The organism is Intrasporangium sp. (genome assembly GCF_032907665.1).
In the GTDB taxonomy this organism is placed as follows: domain Bacteria; phylum Actinomycetota; class Actinomycetes; order Actinomycetales; family Dermatophilaceae; genus Intrasporangium.
Genome location: NZ_JAJJPG010000013.1, coordinates 22,137 through 25,511 on the forward strand (window position 1 = coordinate 22,137; position 3,375 = coordinate 25,511).

At 71.2% G+C, this 3,375-nt stretch carries 4 protein-coding genes; all 4 read right to left on the reverse strand.

Translation table 11 applies throughout. From position 1 onward, the window contains the following. Positions 1-580: 580 nt before the first annotated feature. Positions 581-934 (reverse strand): VOC family protein, encoded by a 354-nt coding sequence (locus tag LOY02_RS03775; RefSeq protein WP_317180997.1) that lies wholly within the window; start codon positions 932-934, stop codon positions 581-583. 33 nt (positions 935-967) lie between these two features. Further along, a complete protein-coding gene (locus LOY02_RS03780) occupies positions 968-1,783 on the reverse strand; it encodes a MerR family transcriptional regulator (RefSeq protein WP_317180998.1) in 816 nt (271 codons plus the stop codon). Positions 1,784-1,957: 174 nt separating this feature from the next. After that, on the reverse strand, positions 1,958-2,752 hold the full coding sequence (locus LOY02_RS03785) for a glucosamine-6-phosphate deaminase (RefSeq protein WP_317180999.1): 795 nt from the start codon (positions 2,750-2,752) through the stop codon (positions 1,958-1,960). 18 nt (positions 2,753-2,770) lie between these two features. Next, on the reverse strand, positions 2,771-3,375 hold a 605-nt coding region (locus LOY02_RS03790), incomplete at its 5' end, for an ROK family protein (protein WP_317181000.1).

Consider the following 3,375-nt stretch of genomic DNA (forward strand, 5'->3'; position numbering starts at 1 on the left):
TCCCTGACGACGTCCTACCCCTGACACAACTGCACCACGCGCCACTGACATCACGCCGGATGGCACGCCGACGCCGCGCTGGCGCGCAAGGGACGGGGTGGAGGGGAGGCCCCGAGCCAGTCGCTCCAGCGGAGCACGCCCTACCGTAGAGCCACGCGGGAGTCGCTCACAACGCGAACCGTCGGATCCGCTCCACTGCCTGTGGACAAGGTGTGGACGAGCAGGTCCGACACGCCGGGAAAGACTGTGGACAAGGTGTGCGGCGCGCTGTGACCCCCGATGTGGATTCCATTGACAGCCATACACGGCGACCTGCACAAACGCCCGTCCACCTGCTGTGGACAGGAATCGGCACGACCCTGTGCGTCATCCACAGGGGCCTTCCGACCCTCGAGGGTGTGGACTTCCGGGCCACTCGAACCGGTGGACGACGGCGGCCCTGCGCCGACCTGGGAACACGACGGCCAGTCGAGGGTGCGGGGCGGGGCTGGACCCGGGCAGTGGTATGCCGCTGGGCTGGCTCCCAGCCCAGCGGCATACCTCCGCCGTGGTGTCCTTCGCAGGCCCGCGAAGGACTGTCTCAGTGCGGACCGGCCACGCAGAACTCGTTGCCCTCGACGTCCTGGAGCACCGTCCAGCGGACGCCGTACTCGTCATGGTCCGCCACGACCGTCGCGCCGAGCCCGACGAGACGCTCGACCTCCGCTTCGCGGTCCTCGCTGGTGAAGTCGGGATGCGCGCGGTTCTTCGCGACCTTCGCCTCCGGGACCTTGGCGAACATCCACGGCTGCCCGTCCCGCTCCTTCATGCCGATCGACGCGAAGCCCTCGCTCGCCCCCTCGTCGAGCGGCCGGCCCAGCGCAGCGGACCAGAACTCGCCGAGCCGCCGCGCGTCGCCGCAGTCGAGGACCACGGCCCCCATCGTCAGTGCCATTGTCGGTTCCCTTTCTCGTGATTGGTGATTCGTTCAGCTGACCAGTTCGACCGGCCAGCAGATGTCGGTCCGGTAATCGGCCGGATCGGCTGTCTCGGTCGGCCCCACGGCATAGATCTCCCGCACCGGCGCACCGGTCGGTCGGGCGTGGTGTGCGACCCAGGCCCCGAGCGCCTCGTAGCGCTCGCCGATCGAGTCGTAGCCGCCCCGGTGGGTCAGCGCGGCCACCGTCACGGCTGGCAGCTCGAGCCGGAGCAGGCCCTCACCGACATTGGTCGGCGCATCCTCGACCGGGACGTAGGCCGTCGCGGGTTCGCCTGTGTCATCGAGGATCTCGGGCGCATAGAGCCCCGCGGGTGGCCCCGCCACCCGCAGTCCCAGCGTTTCGATCCGGGCGAACAGGGCGGCATACGACTGCTGGAGGAAGGACGAGAAGCCATCACCGCTGACGACCCCCGAGACGGCGATGACGGTCTGCGGAGCGAGCTGCACGATCCTCGCAGGCGTCTCGTGGACCGGCTCCGTCCTGGACAGCTCGGAGACGATCCGCTCGGCCCGCTCGAGCTCGGAGCGCATCCTGGCGGTGTGCTCGGTGAGGACGCGGCGGGTGACTTCCGGGTCGCGCGCGGCGAGCACGTCGCGGATCGCCGCGAGCGGCACGTCGAGGTCACGCAGCCGCCGCACCACGGCGGCGTCGGCGAGCTGGCCGACGTGGTAGTTGCGGAAGCCGGTCTCGTCGTCGACGATGGCCGGCTCGAGGATGCCCTGCGCGTGGTAGGCCCGCAGCGCCTTGATCGAGATGGAGGACGCCCGAGAGAACGTCCCGATCGACATCAGTGGTTCGGTCACGTGATCATCCTGAGGTCTCCCCCGAGGGGAGACACAAGGGCCATTCCCTGACGCCCGGATCCGCGGTCTCCGTCTGCTGCTGGGGGCCGAGAATTCGTCTGCATTCGGGGCCACTCGACCGTTCGGGGCCACTCGACCGAGCCCCTCATGTCGAGTGGCCCCGAATGCGGGGAGTCAGCGGGACAGGCCGGCGGCCGCCTCGGCGTAGTACTCCCGGTTGCGCAGGCCTGCGGCGGCCGCCTCGTCGAGCACGACGACGACATCGGGGTGCCACTGCAGGACCGACGCCGGGCAGGATGAGGTCAGTGGCCCCTCCACCGCGGCTGCGACGGCTCGCGCCTTGGCCTCCCCGGTGGCGAGGAGGAGCAGTGTCCTCGCCTCGAGGATCGTCCCCAGCCCCTGGGTCACGCTGTGTGTGGGCACCGCGTCGAAGCCGCTGAAGAACCGGGCGTTGTCCTCGCGGGTCCGGTCCGAAAGCCGTTTCACCCGAGTGCGGGACGCGAGCGCCGAGCCGGGCTCGTTGAAGCCGAGGTGGCCATTCGCCCCGATTCCGAGGATCTGGAGGTCGATCCCTCCGAGGGCCGCGATGCGCCGCTCGAAGGCGGCAGCGGCGGTCTCGAGCTCCTCGAGCGTGTCGCCGCTGCCGTCCGGGACCTCGAGCCGGTCGGGGGGCACACCAAGGCGTTCGCCCACCTCCCGGACCAGGATGCTGCGGTAGGACTGGGGATGGCCCTGCGGCAGCCCCACGTACTCGTCGAGGGCGACACCGTGAGCACCGGCGAGGTCGACGCGTCCGTCGGCCACGGCGGCGGCGAGCTCCCGGTAGAGGCCGAGTGGGGACGAGCCGGTTGCCAGCCCGAGCACCGGCTCGCGTCGCGTTGCGGCCCTCGCCAGTCTCCCCAGACGGTCGAGCACGACGGCCGCGGCCGTCGGGGCCACCTCGTGCGGTCCGGTGACGATGACTTCCATACCGACCTCTTCCCCGCGTCACTCCTGCTCGTCGCCGAGATGCGCCGCCCCGAGCGCCCCGAGCGGGATGTCGGTGTGGAGCACCTCGAATCGGCTTGGCAGGTCGAGGGTCTCGATGAGGGACGACGTCGCTGCGGTCTCCTTCAGTGCCCTGCGGATCCCCTCCTCGAGCGGGGCACCGAGCCCGGCGAGCCCGCCTCCGAGGACGACGTGCTCGACGCCGGAAGCGAGGACGAGGACCTGGATGGCGAGCGCGACCCCTCGGCAGACCGTCACGGCTGCCGCCTCCGCCATGGGGTCTCCGCCCGCAGCGGCGAGGAAGGGATCGGCTGCTCCACCCCCGGCCGGCCACAGGCGGGCCAGCGCGGAACCGGACGCGACAGTCTCCAGGCACCCCGTCTGTCCACACCGGCACGGCGTCGCACCGCCGACGGGGAGGTGCCCGATCTCACCCGCAGCCCCGGCTGCACCCCGGACGAGCCGACCGTCGAGGACGACCGCTGCGGCCAGGCCGGTGCCGAGGTTGAGGTACCCGATCCCCGCCGGCACGGGGCGTGTCCGAGGGCCGCGCACCGAGAGGAGGCGTGCGGCGCCGAGGGCCGCGGCCTTGACGTCGTTCTCGA